Here is an 18,917-nt window from a genome sequence, read left to right as displayed (position 1 = left end):
CTCCGGTCGCCGCCGACAGGAAACAGCACGCTCGGTAGGCTTCGATGCGAAGTGCAGGAAGTCGCACTTGCCATATTTTTCATGACCTGCCTACCGTCTATCCATGCCCCTTTCATGTTCAGAGGCCTCGTAGAGCGTGCGGACCGTCCCTTCGCGGCATCTGCCCTGCGCGATTTGCCGAAATTGGCGGCACTGGCGCCGGCCGTCAGCCGCACCAGCGTTCGGCCGCCACAAAGCGACCATTGCCCATCTCACGCCGGCAAATTGATCGTTGCAAATAAAGTGCATGACCCTAAAATGATTCAAGGGAAGACGTCGCACCGTTAGGCGGGAGAATGTTCGCAGGGCACGACCCCCTCCTGGTCGCGCTTTCGGTGGTGATCGCCATCCTGGGGGGATACACAGGATTCGGGCTTGCGGCCCGTGTGCGGGGCACCGGTAGTGCCGACCGCCGGCTGTTGCTTGCCTGCGCGGCTTTCTTCCTTGCGGTCGGCGTCTGGACCATGCATTTCGTCGCCATGTTGGCAGCGCCAATCCCCCTCGATGCCACCTATCTTGTCCTGCCGACGGTCGTATCCTTTCTTATCTGCGCCCTTGTCATGGGGATTTCGCTATTCTTCGTCTCGCTCGGCGAGCCTTCGAATGCGCGGGTGGTCCTCTCGGCGTTGCTGCTCGGCCTGGGCATCGCATCGATGCACTATGTCGGCATCCATGGTCTTGCCGGCACCATCAATATCGAGCATCAGCATGCAATGGTTGTGGCTTCCGTCGTGATCGCCGTGGGCGCGGCCTATGGCGGTCTGCGTATCTTTCTCGCCCGGCATGGCGGCATGCGGCTAGCGCTAAGTGCCACTGCGTTCGGAGTCGCCGTCTCTGGCATGCATTTTACGGCCATGTACGGCATGCGCTTCGTTCCGGGAAGTCCCGTCCACCATGCGGCGAACGGACTGGCTGTCTCCCGGGAGGCTTTAGCCCTAATAGTATCCCCTTTGTGTTTTCTGATTATCTTCGGCTTTCTGCTGCTCCTCGTACCCGAACCACGGTCCCGCTCGCTGAATTCAGCGCGCGCCAGCCGATCTGATACTATGGATGGTGAGGCGTCGGCGTTTGACCGGAATGGTTTGGGTTCCGCCGACGCACAGACACAACTAACGCAGGGCCCTGGTGGACAGCCGGGTGTCGCCGTAGCGACGCGGGTGCCTGTCGAGGGCGCCGACGGAACCCGTTTCATCGAGATCGGACGGATCCGCAGCATAAAGGCAAATGCCCACTATACACTCGTTCACGATGGCAGCCGAGAACGCATGTGTCCGTGGGCAATCTCGCAAGCCGAGGCGCGACTCGATCCTGCCACTTTCATGCGCGTCCACCGTAGCCATATCGTGTCCATTCCCCTCGTTTCGTTGATCCGCAAGGAAGGCGATGGTGCCGTGGTCGAGTTAGACGGGGAGGTGCCGCATCTGGTTCCAGTAAGTCGCGTCAAAATTGCCGAACTTAGGGCGCGCCTAGGGTTGGCCAGGCGCGGCGATTCATAATTACAGTGCATAGATTACGATAGCTGACGCAATTCGTGCTGGCTGGACCCCATTCTGTGCGATTTCCGACGCTTCGTGCCGCGGTTGGCTTGGCCATCTTGCGAGTATTGGCTGTCAGTAACAGCTTGCCGCCGCAATCTCCTAAGAGTGTTGATCCGCAAGGATCCCCACCGGGAAAGATATTGTGGGTAGGATGTGAGCCGTAATTCTTCACGAGCCGCCGGAACGCTTGGGCATGAGAAGCAATCTCGCGGCAGATCTTTCGCGCCGGGAGGATTGCATGGTTGATCTCGATTTGCTCGATGAGCGGCACGTCTCCATTGTCCAGGAAGCGATTGCCGAAGATCGTATCGGCTTCATCGTCCAGAGCATACATGCCATTGATGATCCGGCCCAGGTTCTATACGGCGAGTGCTTTCCTCACCTCACTGACCAAGACGGGATAGAACACGCCGACGCCGTGTTTGTTCCCGCACTGGAGGCTTTGGGGGAAGCGCCGGTCCTCGACCGGCATATGCTCAAGCTTGTCCTGAACGCGCTTGAATCCAATTCTCTGTCGGTTTTGGGATATAGTCTCTCAAGTGACAACGTCTCCGATCCTGGGAGTTGGGCTCATATTCGCGACCAGATTGCCGCTCGACCTGAATTGGCCTCGCGGCTTGTTCTCAAGTTTACCGGCATTCAGACCTTTGCCGACGCTGCGCTGGCGATTAGTTCACTTTCAGAGGCAAGAGATCTAGGGTGCCGGATTGCGATTGACGACGACCTGTCGTGGACTGGAATCATCTGCGCATTGACTCGCAAACATTGGCATTCGACCACATTATGCGAGAATGGATATATCACAACGTGACTGATCAATCTTGAAGTGATCTTGGCTGGATCCGCAAACGGTGTCTGTGCTCACGCAAAGACCGGGTAATCGGTGAAATGCAGTGAGTTGACAGCAGCCACATCAATCAGCCGCCGGCCACCGCGAACTTGTGTGGCAAATCGGAAACATCTGTTATCACGTCACGTGGTGCCGGATTTTTCTGAAAGAATCCGGATTTTTCCGAAATACATCCATCGCCAGATGTGTCCATGGTCATATGACGACAATCGATCGGTCATCATATCTATGACTCCAATAGAGCACTGAGGGAACTTCCGATATCCATGCTGCTTTGGGCGATTCGGACGCCAACAGGCAGTGCGGCTCGACCTTGAGACCTACGAATTCTGCAATCGAGACCGAGGCCGATGCCACAGGCAGACCATCACTGCCTGTGCGCTGAAGCAACGGTTTCGACCGATCAACGATACTGAGGTTAGGCCTGGGATGCTGGGAAGAAGTGAAGTCGCAGAACGCCATTCTCCGATCGAATGGCCAAAAGCAAATACACACATCTTCGACGAAATTTCGGAAAGCAAGGGGCTGTGCGTTATCACGGACCAAGGTGCGGCGGCTCATGTTGTTCGGCTACCCGGGTCACATGCGCTCAAGGCTCGGGAACATTTGGCGACGGTGATGCTCGCACCTTCGCCTGGAATAAGGGTGTCTTTCAACGATCACCTCGTGCACGAATACGATGGCGACGCCGGGATGATATCCGTTACTCCAGCAAATACAGAACGCAACGTGACATGGTCTTCCACTTGCGAGAAAGTAATCGTTACTGTGCCGCCTCAACGCTTTCTGGAGCTGGCGGCGCATGAGTTCGGCGCGGGTCATACCATACTTCAGCCGCCCCCACTCGGCGCCATAGACCTTCGGGCGCTGTATCTCGCGGAGATGTTGAAGGCGGAACTGGCACGCAAAGTTCCAAACAAGATCTATATCGAATCGCTAATCACCATCTTTGGTGTGCATATCGTCCGAAATTATACAGGCTTGGACACATTGCCGTCGGGCCGAAGGAGAGGGGGCGGCCTGTCGAACCGCAGTGCCGTGCGTGTTCGCGAGCTGTTGGAGTCAAGGTTTTCCAGCAAGATCACAGTGGCCGAGCTTGCGGCGGTTTCAGGCCTTTCTCCCCGCCATTTCATCCAGGCCTTTACGACGACCTTCGGCGAGCCTCCGCACAAATATGTTCTTCGACTGCGCCTGAATTTCGCTGAAAAACTCCTCGTCGAGAACGTACTATCGATCGCCGAGATCGCCCATCTGAGCGGATTTTCAGACCAGAGCCATCTGACGGTGACCATGTCGAAACACAGAAACAGGACTCCCAGACAGGTAAGGCAGCAACGGTGATGTCCTGTCGCTGCGACGTCTTGATCTCGTGAATGAATTCGGTCTCATTTTTTCAGGGAGAAGCATGAAAGCGACGGCACGAGTTCGCCTCACGCAAATATACTTATCTGATCTCACCTGATCATTTTATTTTTACTGAAAGTCAACGCTGGTCGATATTGCGTTTTGTCGCGACGAGGGTATCTGTTCTGAGCTTTTACGACGGAACGGCCGCACTTACTACAAGGCGAGCTCAGACCGGATCTTTCTAAAAAGAAACCGGAATTTCGCAAAATACGTGCACCATCGACTGTGGCTATCCTCGCGACAACACAATCATTTGGTGCGCCGTGGAGCTTTCTGGAAATCAGTCGATACGGTGTGTTGGGTCGTCCGGGGACATTCAGTTCCCGGAAACTGAAGTCTTTGTCCCAAGGGTCGAAGCGGCCTGGAGTGCTCTGCAGCGCCAATACGCCGGTCAGATAAGCGGGGCGGAGATTGACTATTTCTTTGCTTGTTTCGTGTTTGGGCTGACCACACCGGCTTATACCAATCAGGACCCATCCCTCCATTTCGACGTCTGCCGCGCTCTTGTGTTGATCAAGCTACCACCGGACCGGGCTGACGCTGCGCTGTATTCAGTGCCGGCCCCTACTCAGGCAGGAGTGGAAAGCGCTCGCGAGCTGATCGAGAGCAAAGGGATGAAGATGGGGCGTGCTCTGCAAGATGAGTGCTCCGATCCAGCAATCTTTTCAACGGCCAAGGCGAGCTCCGCGGCATCGGCGCGCCCGGGTAGCAACGAGGAAATGTACAATGATTGAACGCATTGAAGGGCATACTCAGCGCATGGCCCGGTTCGGTGTCCCCAACAACCGCATCGCAGGTGAAAGCGGCGACCGGTCACGTCGTCGGCGGCTGATGGCGATCCTTCGCATGGCCCATCGTGTTCTTGGTATTCGGCGCAAGGGTCTGGGTCTCGGAACGTTGGGCGTCGGCGGCGGACTGGCGGCGATCGCGATCGGCCTCGCGACGCCCGCCCATGCACAATATGCCGCCGGCGGCGGCACGGCATCAGCCGGCAACGCCGTCGCGATCGGTAACGGTGCCCAAGCGAATGGCGCGAACAGCGTTGCGTTGGGCACCTCTAACAGTGCAACGGGCAACGCTTCGATAGCCATCGGCTATTCGATGGGTGTCAATGGCCTCAACGCCATAGGCATAGGTGTCTTCGCGGGCGCGACCGGCGTCAACGCACTCGCCTTGGGCGGGAACGCTCAAGCCACCGGGGACGGAGCAAGCTCCATCGGCGTCAACTCGGTTGCAGCCACAGGGGCGGCCGCCTTTGGCCTGAACGCGCGTGCCGACGGGACGAACTCGACGGCGATCGGCTATGTTACCCGGGCGACCGGGCTGCGCGCCACCGCGCTCGGGTTTGGGGCAACAGCGTCCGGACTGGATGCCATTGCCCAAGGCAATTCCGCCGTCGCAAGCAATCAGAATGCAATCGCCATCGGGTTCCAGGCGAGAGCGACCGCGATCAACGCTATCAATCTTGGCAACCGAACTGTTGCGGGAGTGGGCGCCCTTCAAGAGAGCGCCATCGCCCTCGGCACAGACGTACTGGCGTCTCAGGTCGACGCCATTGCGGTGGGGCGCCAGAGCCGGGCGACTGCAGGAAGCGCGGTGGCTCTCGGCTTGAATGCGGCGGCCTCAGGCCCCGCCGCGATGGCGCTGGGGTCCGGCTCGGTCGCGAACAACACCAACTCTGTCGCGCTCGGCGCCGCTACCCAGGCCACGGGCGCCGGTTCGGTTGCTCTAGGCACCTTCAGCGTTGCTTCGGGAGCGAATTCCGCTGCGGTCGGCAACGCCACGGCCAGTGGCGACCGTTCGTTCGCCGGTGGACGTATTGCCACCGCCACCGGCGCCGATTCTGCCGCCGTCGGCTTCTCGTCCATTGCTGCAGGGATTAGCTCGTCAGCGTTCGGTCCCGTGGCCAATGCCTCGGCAGATTTCTCGTTGGCCCTGGGCAATCAGTCCGTGTCGAGCGGATTCGGCTCGGTCGCGGCGGGGTCGGGAGCCCAGGCCACGGCCGTCTCCACCACGGCGCTCGGCAACAACGCCACGGCGACCGCCGCGAACGCAGCCGCGCTTGGACTGGGCGCAGCCGCCAGCGGAATCAACAGTACCGCCCTCGGCCGCGGCGCCCGAACCACTGCCACTGATGCCGTCGCTGTCGGCGTTGGGACGACGGCGTCCGGCATAGGCTCCGTCTATGTCGGTTCGACCAATTTTGGGAATAGCGCCAGTGGAGACAACGCCATCGCCGTCGGCACGGACGTGACGGCGTCCGGGAACGACGTCATTGCGATGGGACGCGAAAGCTGGGCGACTGCAACCAACGCCATCGCGGTCGGTCGCGAGGCTTTCGCGGACTCCGCCGACGCCGTCGCCATCGGCACCAGGGCGTTCGCGAGCGGCGGCAAGGCTGTCGCTATCGGCTTCGAGAACGTCGCCTATGGCGACGGCGCGGTCGCCATCGGTGATCCGAGCTACGCGAGCGGCACCGGCGCCTTCACCGGCGGCGCCAACAACATCGCCAATGCCGACGGCACGGCGACCGCTACGGCGGCCAATATGGCCAATGGCGCGGTCGCGATCGGCAACAACAACGTTGCGATCGGCCAGGGCTCGTTGGCGCTCGGCAATTTCAGTCGTGCGGGCGCTGCAGGCGCGGTCGCGTTCGGTGACGCTGCCATCGCCAACAATGCCGACGATGTCGCCTTGGGTTCGGGCTCGGTCACGGCAGCGGCGGTGGGCACGGCGAACACCACGATCAACGGCACGGTCTATACCTTCGCCGGCACGGCGACGCCGACTTCCACGGTGAGCGTCGGCGCAGCGGGTGCCGAGCGCACCATCACCAATGTCGCAGCAGGCCGGATCAACGGCGGCTCGACCGACGCGATCAACGGCTCGCAGCTCTTCGCCACCAACCAGGCGGTCGACAGCCTCGCCACCACCGTCAACAACATCAACACCGGCGGCGGCATCAAGTACTTCCACGCCAATTCGGCGCTGCCGGATTCGCAGGCGCTGGGGATCGACTCGGTAGCGATCGGGCCGAACGCGGTGGCCAACAATGCCGGCGACGTCGCCATCGGCCTCAATTCGGTGTCGGGCACGACGACGCCCGTCGGCGGGGCGACGATCGGCAGCACGGCCTACACCTTTGCCGGCGCGACGCCGGCCGGCGCGTTCTCGGTCGGCGCGCTGGGCGCCGAGCGCCAGATCCAGAACGTCGCGGCAGGGCAGCTCTCGGGCAGCTCGACCGACGCGGTGAATGGATCGCAGCTCTTTGCGACCAATCAGCAGGTTACGCAGAACGCCACCGACATCGCCAATCTCGGCAATACCATTGGCGATATCGGTACTACGATCAACAACATCGCCGGCGATACGTCGACAATCTTCACCGACGCAAATGGTGACGGCATCCGGTATGTGCGCACCAATGACAGGACGCTGCCCGTCAGCGACTCCTCCGCTCAAGGCATCGGTTCCACAGCGGTCGGCTATGACGCCACCGCCGTTGCGGACAATTCGCTCGCCTTGGGTCGCGACAGCCAGGCGACGATCGACGGCGGCATAGCGCTCGGCTCCGGATCGATCTCCGACCGGGCGCTCGCGCCCGCCACCGGCCAGATCGCGGCCGGCCCAACCAACTTCATCGAATACAACACGACCGACAAGACGCTTCTGGGGGCGGTAGCGGTTGGCACGAACACTTCATACCGGCAGATCACCAATGTCGCGGACGGCACGAACGCCCAGGACGCGGTCACCATTCGCCAGCTCCAGGGCGCCATCGCCTCGGTCGCAGCGACGCCGAGTCAGTATTTTCATGCCAATTCGACGGCCGGCGATTCCCTTGCTGTCGGGGCTGAATCGATTGCTGTCGGTCCGACGACCGTGGTCAACGGTGACAACGGCATCGGCATCGGCAATGGCGCGATCGTCGACCAGCTAGCACCGGGCGGCACGGCGATCGGTCAGAACGCGCATGTCATGCTGGCCGACGGTGTTGCGCTCGGCACCAATTCGACGGCGGCAGGCGTTCAGTCCGTTGCGCTCGGTGCGGGCGCAACGAGCAACCACATCAATAGCGTCGCGCTTGGTGCGCAATCGATCACCACGGTGGGCGCGCAGACGAACTACGCCGGCTTTGGCCTTGCCGCCTTGCAGAACTCGGCCGGCGAGGTGTCCTTCGGCTCGGCCGGAGCGGAACGCAAGCTGACCAATGTCGCGGCCGGTTCGGCTGATACCGACGGTGTGAACGTCAGCCAGCTCAAGGGCCTCGGCACCAACATCACCAACCTGATCGGCGGCGGCACGACGATCAACCCGGACGGCACGGTCACCGGCCCGACCTACAACATCCAGGGCGGCAGCTATACGACCGTCTATGATGGCTTCACGGCCGTCGACAATGCCCTCACCAACATCGCCAATGGCGGCGGTATCAAATACTTCCATGCCAATTCGACGCTGGCCGACTCCATCGCCTCAGGCACTGACAGCGTATCGATCGGTCCTGAAAGCGTGGCGAGCGGGACCGACAGCGTGGCTGCCGGTCACGGGTCCACGGCGACGGGGACGGGTGCGGTCGCACTCGGCCAGGGCGCACAGGCGAACAACGCCAATGATGTCGCTCTCGGTTCGGGTTCCGTGACGGAAGCGGCCGTTGGTACGTCGGGGACCACAATTCGAGGCACCCGGTACGACTTTGCGGGAACCGCGCCAGTCGGGACCGTCAGTGTTGGCGCCGATGGCGCGGAAAGGACCGTGACAAACGTCGCCGCCGGGCGCATTTCCGCCGATAGCACCGACGCCATCAACGGTTCCCAACTTCATGCGACCAATACGGCAATCGAGGATCTGCAGGGCGGCATCGGAAATATCAACGACAGCGCGGTTTTCTATGACCTCAACCCGGATGGCAGCAAGAAGAACAGCCTGACCTTGCAGGGCGGTGACGTAAATGCACCGGTTGTCATCTCGAATGTCGGCAGGGGTGTTGCCAACACCGATGCGGTCAATGTCGCTCAATTGAACCAGAGCTTCACCGAGGCAAAGTCCTACACCGACAATCGCGTGAATTATGCCATTGAATCAGCCAACGATTATACCGACCAGAAGTTCGGCCAATTGAACCGGGAGATGGGCAACATCCGCTCAGAGGCCAGGGCGGCGGCCGCGATAGGACTTGCTGCGGCTTCCCTCCGCTACGACGATCGTCCAGGCAAGCTGAGCGTGGCGATGGGCGGCGGTTTCTGGAAGGGCGAAGGCGCGCTTGCCTTCGGTGCCGGCTACACCAGCGAAGACGGACGCGTTCGAGCCAACCTTTCCGGCACGGTCGCCGACGGTGATGTCGGTGTGGGCGCGGGTCTCAGCTTCACCTTGAACTGAGGCCGGCATGTTCAGGAGAGCGGGTTCTGGCTCCTCGGTTTTCATTGCATGCCTTTTCCTGTCCGGCCCACAGGCGGCCGGGCAGGAGGCAGCTTCCTCAGGTTATCGAATCAGGCCGCCCGAGGTCGCGGTTCCTGGTGACGTAACTCTCGGCCAATATCAGAGAATGATCAGACCGTTCGAGAATTGGACGCTGATCTGCGACGAAAATCTGAAAGCCCGCCAAAGGGTCTGCAACGTCACTCAGACGATTGAAAACCAGGCAGGACAGCTCGCTTTCAGTTGGTCACTTGCCGCCACACCGGAAGGCAAGCCATACATGATCTTGCGGACCGCACCGGTTGCCAAGAGCGACGGCGTTGTCTCGTTGAAATTCGAAGACCGGAAAGAGCCGGTAAAAGTTCAACTCGATGGATGCAATCAGGCCGTCTGCATCGGAATGCTGCCGGTCGGCCCCATCATGCGCGAGCAGATCTCGAAGAACTCGGCATCAACGGTGTCCTATTCGATAAGAGACGGGAGAACCGTCAGCGTAAACGCAACCCTCAGGGGCCTTTCCAAGGCCGTTGCGGCGATCAATTAACGGAGGCATTTCACGATGGACCAGCAATCGATTCATGACCGGATAATGTCTCGCAAGAGCAGTGATGTTGTTCCGAATCACGCCGATGATCGGAATAGACCGCGGCGGAACTGGCTGAAAACGACAGCCCTGTCGTTCCTCGGTATCGTTACCGTCGGCGCCGCCGGTTACGTTGCAGGGCGCTATGAAGCAATCGGGAATTTCCTGTCGCAGCCGGCAGTCGCAGAAACGAATGCAGCCGCTTCGACGCCGGCCGATACGCCATTTCGTCAGCACGCTAAACAGGCGGGTTTGCAAGCTTGCGCCAACATCTTTCCGGGCTTGGGAGCACTGTTGACGAACGGCTCGCAATACAGCGTTCAGTCGACCTGGAACATCGAAACCCCGGACAAGCACGCGGTGCAGGCCCTTGTCGGCATGAACTACGCCACCGAAGGATACAGCGGTACGGCTGCGGGTGTTGTGGTTGCGGCACCTACCGGTTCTCTTTGTGAAGGGTCGATGGTCCGTGTGGCACCATTTACAACTTCATGCGCCGATATGCCGGCCCTGCTTCCGAAGGGAAGCAAGCTTACCAACAATCTCGCACAGATAAGTGTCTACGAACTTCCCGATAACGGCGGCAACGCGATGCTTCTGCCGACCGGCGACGGCTGTGCCGTTGTTTCCGTGGCTTCGGCAACAGGAACACAAGGAGGTGGGAAATGAGATTAGGTTTTGCCCTTGGCGCAATCTGCATGGCGCTGCTCCCGACAGCGCATCTGGGGGCGGCTGATTTCCCCACAACTGCGGATGTACCCGTTCCACCACCTCAAGAGGAGCGCGGCATCTGGGGAGCAATCGCCTATTCAGAGACCGACGAAAAGCACGGTTTCTTTTGGGGTGCCGATAAGCGGCAGGAGGCCATGGATATCGCGCTCGAGCATTGTGAGAATGCCGACGGCAAGGGATGCGTTGTCGTCGAGGTGTTTCGCAACCACCGGCATTGGGACGACGATGATAATACCGGTTTTCCCTATCACCATTGCGGCGTGCTCGCCATCGGCGAGGAAAAGGCAAGCCGCGTCACGCCCTGGAGCGCAAAATCCGCACCGACCCGTGACGAAGCGGAGGACATGGCTATCCAGGCTTGCGAGGCGTCAGGGACACAATGCAAGGTCCGTGAATGGGTATGCACATGATTGTCCAAGCATAAGGGCGGAACTATGCAGCCAGTCAATTGCGCCGTTCGCCAACGAATTGAAGAAAAGCAGCATCGTGTCGACGAGATGCGACCGATCTCGCCGCCGCAGTGCCGGCAAGGAGCGAGGCGGCGGCTATGCGCGTTTGAGTAGACGAAATTGATTCGGAGTATTCTGCCGCAATTTGCGCATAACCGATGTCAGATGGCTCTGGCTTGAGAAGCCGGACAAGTAGGAAACTTCCGCTACGCTCACATCTTCATTTGAGAGCAGTCGTTCAGCGCAATCCAGGCGAAGATTGAGAACATATTGGTGCGGCGGTTGCCCGAACGTATTTGTAAACGCCTGTATAAAATGGCTCTTTGATAACTTTGCAATGCCCGCAAGCTCGTCGATCGAGAGCTTTCGACTGAAATTCTCGTCCAAATAATCCTGCACCCGTCTTGCGGCGAGCATAGGCAGTCGCCCTCTGCGCGCAGGCGTTTCAATAGCCACGCTGTAGTTTCGAAGCAAATGAATCCCGAAAATGGTGATCAGCGAATCGAGGTAGAGGTCATTGCCAGCATCCTTTCGCGACAGCTCCGCCTTCATGAGCCTTGCCAAATGTAAAGCCTGGGCATCTGGCTGCTTGGATGGTCCGGGACGTAGTTCCAACGAGAAGCCGGGATTTTCGCTTTGCGCGAGCTCCTGCAAGCTGGAAGGAGGAATCGAGACTGTCACTGTTTCGCAAGGATATGACCAGATCAGCCGACCGTCTATCTCCGCGGGATTAATGGTGACTGTACCGGCAGATGAGTTGAGCGTTTGAAATTCACCGGCACCAAAAGCGAAGGCGAGTCCTCGCGGCGGGACGAGATAAATAGTCGCCACGTGACTGTTCGGCCGATATGTAAGAGAGCCGGAGCCAGTCCGCTTCTCATACACAACACCACCGCGAAACGTTGTCGCCCGTGGACCGGCGGATTCAGGAATAATCTGAAACACATTGTGTTTTGCATTCAGCTGATCATCGTCAGCCGACGGCCTACTGTTGACGTCGGTACATTCAAGCATCGTCCGGTCTACCCCTCGGGCCTGCCTTGTCGCGACAATCCGGTCCAGTTCCTCCGCGCGGTGAAATCGTCAAATGCCATCTCCAAAACTCCTCGCAATGGATGAGAGCCAACAGAAAATGTCAACTTAAGATTATTGTTTTCAGAGCGTTCACGAAAAATTGCCAATCCTCGCGTGGACGTCCACGAAAGACTGGAACGAAGTCGCTTGCGCGGAAGAAAGTCCATCGAGGAACTGTATCTAGATTGGCCAATGCAGTAGCGAAAAAATTGGCGGCTAGCTTTTGGGTGATGGCATCACTGCCGTCGCCAAGTTCGAAAATAATTTGGTTAAGCAGGCCAAAATGTTTAACGTCAGTGGAGTACGGAAAGAGATAAAAAATGTGTGGCCGCTTCGAATTGAGCCCTATCTGCTGGTTTTGATTTCTAAAAAACGCATTTGTACTATTAATGCATTCAATGTCGTGCTGGGGCCTAACAATTGTGCCGGGACTTGTTGTTTTGAGCTTTAGGTTTTAAGCAATCCATTATTGGACTGGGAGGTCGGCAATGGAGCCACTATCGACATGGGCCTGCGATGGATGCGGCGAAAAAAGACCAGATGTATTAGCAGACGTATGGAAGCTGCTGCGCGTCTCTATAGCCAGACACAATGGGAAATGTTTGTTTGACGGCACCCTAAACCTGTGTCCTACTTGCCAACGTCAGCTTCTTCATCAGATCAAATCGCATAAGGTGTTAAGCCGTTAATCATCGCGATAGCCCTGACCGAGGGAGAACTTCGTGGAGATGTAGGAACACCCACCAAACACCATCAGCAACCAGAGGTGGAATTAATCGTGGCGCATTCGTACTTGCGTCGTCAAGATCAATGTCGCTAACAGTGAGTGAAATCGAGATCGGTAGATAGATGGCTCGCGGGCCGAACACCATCTTGCGAAGCATCGTGCCCCCTTGAAGGTCACGTGATTCATGATCTCCTTGTCTGCGAAGAGCTGAAGCAGGTACGTCAGGATGACGTCGATCTCGACGTTTGCGATGTCGCGCCCTGGATCGAACTGCAACTTTACGAAGGTCGTTCGCGGACAAACTGGCGGATCACGTTCCGGATTAACCAAGCCGAAATCGAGATCATCGACCTCGATTATGAAGATTACCACTAGGAGGTGGCCATGAGTGCGACCAGGGCATCCGTATGAAGAGTCCCGCCCACCCCGGCGGCTTCATCAAAAGTGAAATCATCGAACCGCTTGGGCTTTCGGTGACGAGTGCCGCGCAAATTCTCGGTGTTACACGGGCGGCGTTGTCGGCCGTGCTGAACGAGCGTGCGCATCTCTCGCCGGAAATGGCGCTGCGGATCGAAAAGGCGTTCGGCGTGTCGATGGACACGCTAATGCGGATGCAGAACAGCTACGACATTGCCCAGACTCGCAAGCGGGAAGGGGAGATCAACGTCGCGCCCTTCAAGGGCAAGCCGCTGGATCCGCAACCGGCGCTGATCTGAACGAGCAACAACTGGGAATACGGGCCGCGACGAGAAGTGCGGGCAAGAGGCACTGCATGAAAGTCTGTTAGACCAACTTTCGTCCATCGTCGCGGAAGGCAAAGAAAAGCCGAGCGCGTGATGGAACGAGCCGACAGCAACTGTCGCCTTGGCTTATAGACCATAGAACCGGTCGTTCCTTCCAAGGATAGCAGCCGGCAAGAATATTTCGCGAGGCCGATCAAGCGCCCGCTGACACTCCACTCCGAGAGATCTTTCAGATTTTACGGATGTTCCGCCGGGTTTATGGAGTTAAATGCGACGCCGAGGCGTTTTCCGGAAGCAATTCGCCTGGTCTCCGTTAAGGGAACGCTAGGATACTCATGGAAAAATATAGTCCCTAGTGCTATAAGGTAGATGGCAAATGAAGAACCAGAAGCCGTAGAATGGTAGGGTCGTCACTGGACGACCTGCGGGAGTGTCCGGGGGAGGTTCATCGCGTTATGGGGTTCGCCATCAACGATGCCCGGAACGGAGAAGAGGAGCTTTCCGACGTCAAAGCTCTTAAGGATTTTGGTGGCCGGAGCGTCCTCGAAATGGTGGATAACTATGATGGCGACACTTATCGCGCCGTCCACACCGTCCGCTTTGCGAGTGATCTGTATCCTTCGTTGCTTCAGAAGCAGTCAACGAAGGGTGCGGAGACGCCCAAACGCGACATCGAGGCGATCAAGCCCGCCTGAAGGCGGCGGCTCACCACCGCGAAGACTACGAAAAGGAGCAACGTCCCATGAGCGAAGAGACCCCCGCCGTGAAGAGCAGCGGCAATGTGTTTGCTGATCTCGGTTTTGACAGTCCTGAAGAAGAATTGCTGAAGGCCAAACTGGCGCGCGAGATTGGCATCATCATCAAGCGCCGGCGCCTCACCCAGGCGAAAGCCGGTGAGCTGCTGGGCTTGCCCCAACCCGATGTGTCGGCGATCGTTACCGGCCGCACAGGTAAGTTCTCAATCGGACGGCTGCTGCGTTGCCTTGACCGGCTGGATTATCGGATTGACGTGTCTGTGCGCCATAAGCCGCGCGGCGGCAGCCGTACCGCGGCAGCGGCATAAAAACTCTCGCACCCTTTGATGTGCGAAGGCTTCATTTCTTTGCAAGGTGTTTGCCGCCGAAGGCCGTCTGCCTTGATTTGATAATTGGCCTTAAATCCGTACGTTATGTCATGCGCTATAGTCGTGTCACGAAATGAGGTCCTGCCTGCCGATATCGACACGCGGTCGTGGCTGGCAGATCTCCTCGCCCGGATGCTGAATGTCCCTGAACCCAGACCGCCCGAACTGCAGCCCGTCCATGTAAAGCATCCGATAGAGCCGGACTAACGCCGCCGCCATACCGCATAAATTGGTCGGACCAGTTTTGGCCTTTAAAGCTTGCAATAGGCTCTCTATGTTCTAATGTGTCAACATTAGGTATTCGCGAGGAGTATTGCCATGTCGATCACAACGATATCGAGCCGCGAATTTCAGCAAAACGCCAACCGGGCGCAGAAGGCAACGCGCCAGGGGCCGGTGTTCATCACGAACCGGGGAAGGACAGCGCAGGTTTTGCTGAGCATCGAGGACTATCATCGTCTTACTGGGAAAAGGCAGAATATCGCGGACCTGCTGGCCATGCCTGGACTTGAGGATATCGAGCTGGAAATTCCGCCGCGTCTTGAGCGCGCGGCACTGATGGATCTTGATTGATGCTACTACTGGATACGAACGTCATTTCCGAACTGCGCAAGGTTCGGCTTGGCAACGCTGATCCTAACGTTGCGCGGTGGGTTGAATCGCTGGAGACGGCCACCCTTTTCATATCGGCAATTACACTTCATGAACTTGAAATCGGCGTTTTGCAAAAGGAGCGCCGCGATGCAGAGCAGGGCTCTATCTTTAGAGACTGGCTTGAAACACAAGTTTTGCCGGCCTTCGAGGACCGGATCCTAGCCGTGGATGGCGCCGTGGCAAGGATGGCAGCCAGACTGCATGTTCCAGATACCCAACCGATCAACGATGCGTATATTGCCGCAACAGCACTGGTCCACGGAATGACGGTCGTAACGCGCAACGCCGCTAATTTTGGGCCGACCGGCGTTAGTATCTTCAATCCTTGGAACCATGCACACTAACCTTGTTGACTCGGTCTAGCGCATCATGGCGACAGGGGTGACGGCGCTGACGACCAAACCCCACGATCGCATGAACGACGCCCAATTCCCTAGACTCCAACTTTCAACGATTAAAACATACTCCCGTCGTTTCCTGGAAAAAGCTTGTCGTTGAGCTGGAACTTTCGATAGGTGAGTTCAGGGAGGCCGCGTCCACAGGAGATCATCCGTCGAGCAGCGGCGGATCGCAAAAGGGTTAGATTTAGGGCCGCGACTACGACTTCATCCTCGACCGTCGTGATGATTTGACCGTGTCCGTCCAGATAGTTCGACTTTCTCATTTCCCTTCCTTCATCTTCTCCCGCATCACTCTGTTCTTCTCCCTTGCATGGTACCGACGCTCGAAGAACTCTTTATTGGCTTTGTTGTAGCTGCTTGGAGGCGATCTCCCGAGCAACACGGATTGCAGGCGTCGACTGCGGCGGGATAGCCACAACGGTACCACATTCGTCACATGTAGCCGCCATGATCTGCTTCGCCACGCCGATCCCGCTTTCGAAAGGCCCATCATGGTAGTCGAAAGTCGTCGCAACGACTTTTCGGCACTTCTCGCAGACCGCTTTGGCCTTATCTCCAGCATACCAGACTTTCATGATCGCCTACTTTGTTGGATGTTCAATTGCGAAGACCGTATCGGGGTCAACGAAGTAGAACCATCCATCTCGTTTGAGGATGCGGACTTCAATGCCCTCGAATTCATGGTGTTCAGAACTCTCACGATGCGTGCCATCGCACCTGTCGATGATCGTTATCAGCCGTTCGGGGGAAATTATCACCAGTCATCAAGGCATTCTTGTCCTCGACGCTCCCTCGAGCTGCGTGCAGATCATTCCCTTCCTTCAGTGCCTTTATGACGCGACACTTGAGGCCCTTGAAAGCCATTCCGTCCCTAAATTTACGAATCTCTTGGTAAGTTCAACAAAAAAGACGCGCTGCAAACGAGAAAGCTGCGGGCGCTGGCACTTTCCGGACGAAGCCCGTCGATGGAGCTCATGTGCAACAGGCCGCAATTTAGCGCGGTCAACGTCTGGAGGCATAGGTGGAATTTCGGCCGGCCACCGAAAGCGCTGCGCACGGCGTATCTTCGTAGCTGACGTGGACGGTTTCAAGTCCGGACAAGAGGACAGAGCCAGCTGCTCGAGTCGATCAAAAGGAAGGACGCATCGAGTGCGCCGATCTCTTCGGCGCGTGTTCGGATTAGATTGTGGCAGCAAGGTAGGAATGTCGGCTGTGGCGCAAAGTAGAAATGTTCATGGCACGGCCAGGGTATCGATCGTGACCATGTCGGATGTCCTAAATGCAGATCAAAGGCACGCACTCGGCGGTCAGCCTCAACAAGCTGAATTGAATTGGATATCAAACAGACGACCCCAGCGGGACGCCTCCGCTGCATGGTGACCTGTCAAGCGCAATGCATTCCAGACAGTGAGCGAAACTGAATCCAGGATCGGGATATCGAGGTCGTCCTCCAATTTGGGGAGCGTGAATGCGGCCGGGAAGTTGGTGCACCAGGTTAGAATGGCGTCCGGCTTTGCTTCGGCGACACGGTACACCATTTCGGCAATCGAGGTGTCCGAGGCGGCGGCGAACGCGAGGTTGTCATCGATTCTCAAGCACGCATCAGCGACCACATAAAAGCCCTGTCGCTTGAACGCCGAGACGAGCTTCTGCTGGTAGTCTTCCATATAGGGAGAGACGATCGCGATACGTCTGGTATCAATGACATCGAGCGCAGAATGCAATGCAATGGTCGAGGTGGTGGCGCGTATTCCGGTTTTGTCCTCGACCCGCCGGCAGAATTCCTGGTCGACTGAAAGGCCGAGCATGGCACCCTTGCTTCCATTCCAGGCAATGATATCGGGCTGAGCCTGTGCCAAGAGCGTTGCCGCTCCAAGCATTCCTTCCCAATCATAGTCATCGGGGAACAGATCGCGCGACCCATACACCGGCGTGCGAGAAAAGTGTGCCGAAACTTCTGGAAAATCCGACAGAATTGCCGTCGTAACACGCTCGACAACGACGTTCGCCGAGGGCGTCACCATAGCGATGGCCGTTCTGAATGCCGGCCTCAGGTTTGCGAATTTAGACGTCAAGCGGCCTCCTCAAGAACAAGACGATTGCTGCTCGCCTGCCAGCTGACGGGGACTTCGCTACCTGGCTCGATGTTGAACGGCAGCTTGCCATGATCGTTCTGCCGAACGGCCAGAAGCTGCTCTCCGTTTGAACGCCTCAGATGATAATGCGTGTTCAAGCCATGATACACGATTTGCTCGACGGTAACGCGTACCTGGTTGGCGCTCGGATTGTCCGATGGAGGTCCAATGTGGATTGCTTCCGGCCTCAGTGCAACCGTCACGTTTTTATCGGTTGGCGCAGCGCCTTCCAATGCAAGCGTCACGCCATCATCGCTTGTGACAACAAACCCCGTTGCATGACGCGATGAGATCTGTCCGCTGAAGAAGTTCGACGTCCCGATAAAGCTCGCCACAAACCGGGTCGTCGGGCGCTCATAGATTTCCTTCGGCGTTCCGATTTGTTCGATGCGACCGTTGTTCATAACGGCGATCTGGTCCGACAGGGTCATGGCCTCGTCCTGATCGTGGGTCACCATGAGTGTCGTGATGCCAAGCCGTTTCTGAAGTTGCCGCATTTCGATCTGCATGCTTTCGCGAAGCTTCTTGTCAAGCGCACCGAAGGGCTCGTCGAGCAATAGAACTGCAGGCTCGATGATCAGGGCTCGGGCCAGGCCAACACGTTGCTGTTGACCACCAGACAGCTGATGCGGCAAGCGCGCGCCGAATTCCGCCAGCCGCACCATGGCGAGCGTAGTTTCGACCCGTTTGGCGATCTCGGTCTTTGCCAACTTCCGCATCTCAAGGCCGAAGGCGAGGTTTTGGGCGACGGTCAGATGCGGAAAGAGAGCGTAATTCTGGAAAAGCATGCCGATGTTCCGGCGGTGCACTGGAACCTTCGTCACCGGCTCGCCTCCGATCAGGATATCGCCAGCCGTCGGATCAATAAGACCGGCGATCATCCGCATGACCGTTGTTTTTCCACAGCCGCTAGGTCCGAGCAGGGACAGGACATGTCCCCGCTCGACTTCGAAAGAAAGGCCTTTGACGGCCTGAGTGCCGCCATAGCTCTTGGCGATATTCCTGATCGAAATGTCCTTGCTGTGAAGGCCGAGAGCGGTCATC

At 57.9% G+C, this 18,917-nt stretch carries 17 protein-coding genes; 13 read left to right on the top strand and 4 right to left on the bottom strand.

From position 1 onward, the window contains the following. Positions 1–335 precede the first annotated feature (335 nt). From BN1800_RS20965 to BN1800_RS20930, 7 genes are all read left to right on the top strand, one after another. Entirely contained in the window at positions 336–1,535 is a 1,200-nt protein-coding gene (locus BN1800_RS20965) for an MHYT domain-containing protein (RefSeq protein ID WP_087000733.1), read from the top strand. A gap of 280 nt (positions 1,536–1,815) precedes the next feature. Then, a complete protein-coding gene (locus BN1800_RS20960) occupies positions 1,816–2,388 on the top strand; it encodes an EAL domain-containing protein (protein WP_087000731.1) in 573 nt (190 codons plus the stop codon). A gap of 468 nt (positions 2,389–2,856) precedes the next feature. Then, on the top strand, positions 2,857–3,768 hold the full coding sequence (locus BN1800_RS20955; protein ID WP_244564580.1) for a helix-turn-helix domain-containing protein: 912 nt from the start codon (positions 2,857–2,859) through the stop codon (positions 3,766–3,768). Between the two features lie 792 nt (positions 3,769–4,560). Then, the gene (locus BN1800_RS20945; protein ID WP_087000729.1) at positions 4,561–9,213 is read left to right on the top strand and encodes a YadA-like family protein; all 4,653 of its coding nucleotides are present in this window, start codon (positions 4,561–4,563) and stop codon (positions 9,211–9,213) included. A 7-nt stretch (positions 9,214–9,220) separates the two neighbouring features. Then, positions 9,221–9,796: an invasion associated locus B family protein gene (locus BN1800_RS20940; RefSeq protein WP_087000727.1), complete on the top strand. Its 576-nt coding sequence runs from the start codon at positions 9,221–9,223 to the stop codon at positions 9,794–9,796. A gap of 15 nt (positions 9,797–9,811) precedes the next feature. Continuing rightward, positions 9,812–10,504 (top strand): hypothetical protein, encoded by a 693-nt coding sequence (locus BN1800_RS20935; RefSeq protein WP_179213835.1) that lies wholly within the window; start codon positions 9,812–9,814, stop codon positions 10,502–10,504. Further along, complete coding sequence (locus BN1800_RS20930) at positions 10,501–10,977, top strand: DUF4189 domain-containing protein (protein WP_087000725.1); 477 nt, start codon at positions 10,501–10,503, stop codon at positions 10,975–10,977. Before BN1800_RS20935 ends, BN1800_RS20930 begins: the two co-directional genes overlap by 4 nt. A 135-nt stretch (positions 10,978–11,112) precedes the next feature. Here BN1800_RS20930 and BN1800_RS20925 read toward each other — a convergent pair whose 3' ends face one another. Next, positions 11,113–12,030, bottom strand: coding sequence for an AraC family transcriptional regulator (locus BN1800_RS20925; protein ID WP_087000712.1), 918 nt, complete (start codon positions 12,028–12,030; stop codon positions 11,113–11,115). A gap of 964 nt (positions 12,031–12,994) precedes the next feature. Here BN1800_RS20925 and BN1800_RS42535 point away from each other — a divergent pair. The 6 genes from BN1800_RS42535 to BN1800_RS20895 all read left to right on the top strand — a co-directional run bounded on the left by BN1800_RS42535 (position 12,995) and on the right by BN1800_RS20895 (position 15,681). Continuing rightward, a complete protein-coding gene (locus tag BN1800_RS42535; RefSeq protein WP_244564579.1) occupies positions 12,995–13,192 on the top strand; it encodes a hypothetical protein in 198 nt (65 codons plus the stop codon). Positions 13,193–13,224: 32 nt separating this feature from the next. Then, positions 13,225–13,533, top strand: coding sequence for a HigA family addiction module antitoxin (locus tag BN1800_RS20915; protein WP_087000711.1), 309 nt, complete (start codon positions 13,225–13,227; stop codon positions 13,531–13,533). 482 nt (positions 13,534–14,015) lie between these two features. Continuing rightward, entirely contained in the window at positions 14,016–14,255 is a 240-nt protein-coding gene (locus tag BN1800_RS20910; protein ID WP_244564578.1) for a type II toxin-antitoxin system RelE/ParE family toxin, read from the top strand. 47 nt (positions 14,256–14,302) lie between these two features. Further along, positions 14,303–14,623 carry a helix-turn-helix domain-containing protein gene (locus BN1800_RS20905; RefSeq protein WP_087000828.1) on the top strand — a complete coding sequence of 107 codons (321 nt, stop codon included), beginning with the start codon at positions 14,303–14,305 and terminating at the stop codon, positions 14,621–14,623. A gap of 378 nt (positions 14,624–15,001) precedes the next feature. Continuing rightward, entirely contained in the window at positions 15,002–15,256 is a 255-nt protein-coding gene (locus tag BN1800_RS20900) for a type II toxin-antitoxin system prevent-host-death family antitoxin (RefSeq protein ID WP_087000709.1), read from the top strand. Beyond that, positions 15,256–15,681, top strand: coding sequence for a type II toxin-antitoxin system VapC family toxin (locus BN1800_RS20895; protein ID WP_087000707.1), 426 nt, complete (start codon positions 15,256–15,258; stop codon positions 15,679–15,681). The genes BN1800_RS20900 and BN1800_RS20895 overlap by 1 nt, the downstream gene beginning before the upstream one ends. A gap of 392 nt (positions 15,682–16,073) precedes the next feature. Here BN1800_RS20895 and BN1800_RS20885 read toward each other — a convergent pair whose 3' ends face one another. From BN1800_RS20885 to BN1800_RS20875, 3 genes are all read right to left on the bottom strand, one after another. Then, positions 16,074–16,313: a hypothetical protein gene (locus tag BN1800_RS20885; RefSeq protein WP_087000703.1), complete on the bottom strand. Its 240-nt coding sequence runs from the start codon at positions 16,311–16,313 to the stop codon at positions 16,074–16,076. A 738-nt stretch (positions 16,314–17,051) separates the two neighbouring features. Then, positions 17,052–17,762, bottom strand: a complete 711-nt coding sequence (locus BN1800_RS20880) for a maleate cis-trans isomerase family protein (RefSeq protein ID WP_143534032.1) — start codon at positions 17,760–17,762, stop codon at positions 17,052–17,054. Positions 17,763–17,809: 47 nt separating this feature from the next. Next, complete coding sequence (locus tag BN1800_RS20875) at positions 17,810–18,916, bottom strand: ABC transporter ATP-binding protein (protein ID WP_087000826.1); 1,107 nt, start codon at positions 18,914–18,916, stop codon at positions 17,810–17,812. Between the last annotated feature and the right edge of the window lies 1 nt (position 18,917).

This window comes from Rhizobium sullae, from assembly GCF_900169785.1.
In the GTDB taxonomy this organism is placed as follows: Bacteria; Pseudomonadota; Alphaproteobacteria; order Rhizobiales; family Rhizobiaceae; genus Rhizobium; species Rhizobium sullae.
This window is presented reverse-complemented; position numbering and strand designations above follow the sequence as displayed.